The organism is Aeromonas finlandensis (assembly GCF_000764645.1).
Taxonomy (GTDB): Bacteria; Pseudomonadota; Gammaproteobacteria; order Enterobacterales; family Aeromonadaceae; genus Aeromonas; species Aeromonas finlandensis.
This window is the reverse complement of the sequence record NZ_JRGK01000302.1, coordinates 1-947: the sequence shown is the minus strand read 5'-3', so window position 1 is coordinate 947 and position 947 is coordinate 1. Positions and strand designations below refer to the sequence as shown.

Here is a 947-nt window from a genome sequence, read left to right as displayed (position 1 = left end):
TTCAAATTGTTAAAGAGCGACGCAACAGTTCGTTGCTGCGGGAGTGGAATTCTACTCAACCGCCTTCTCGAGTCAAGCCTTATTTTCAAAGGCTTTTCGAGGTTATCGACGAGGTTGTTTGCGTTGCCGCTTGCCCTGTCGATGGAGGCGCATTATAGGGAACAGATTCTTTCTGGCAAGCAGATAATTGCAAAAAGATGGCTTCCATCGCGCGTTCGCTCACAAAGCCACCAATATGTCTATTGTGCGAACGAAATCAGCCTGCGACGGGGGCTGCAACGGCAAACGCGTGCAGGTTGTCATAGATGGCATCTGCCAATGCGATACCGGCATCGGTGACCGGTTTACCCGTTTTTACCAACACTTTATGCCCGACCTTGGCATTGGCGGCCGCTTTCAGATCAGAAGGCTTGTCACCCACCATATAGGAACGGCTCATATCGATCCCCAGTTCCTGTTGCGCCAACAGCAGCATGCCTGGTTCCGGTTTGCGGCAATCACAGGGGGCGCCGTGATCCGGGTGATGGGGGCAGAAGTAGATGCCATCAAGATCCACATCCCGATCAGCCAGTGACCAATCCATCCACTCAGTCAGATTCATGAAGTCATCTTCACTGAAGTAACCTCGGGCGATTCCGGACTGGTTGGTGACGACAACCAACAAATACCCTTTCTTCTTTAACAGCTGCAGGGCGTCGATCACCCCGGGCAGAAAATGGAAATCATCTACCTGACTCACATAGCCAGTGTCTTCATTGATGACACCGTCACGATCCAGAAAAATGGCGGCTTTGCTCACGGAAACTACCTCTATCAATGGTTTCGCTCAGTATCTCACAGGCCATAAATAGCCCCAAAAATAAAAGGGGTGGCCGAAGCCACCCCTTTTCATGTTTGTATATAACGAATCGATTAGGCGATTACGCTAGCTACAACACCAGCACCTA

At 50.6% G+C, this 947-nt stretch carries 1 protein-coding gene; it reads right to left on the bottom strand.

Annotated elements, in window-relative coordinates; translation table 11 throughout:
* Positions 1 to 256: 256 nt before the first annotated feature.
* Positions 257 to 799: a D-glycero-beta-D-manno-heptose 1,7-bisphosphate 7-phosphatase gene (gmhB, locus tag LD28_RS0118935; RefSeq protein WP_033138474.1), complete on the bottom strand. Its 543-nt coding sequence runs from the start codon at positions 797 to 799 to the stop codon at positions 257 to 259.
* Between the last annotated feature and the right edge of the window lie 148 nt (positions 800 to 947).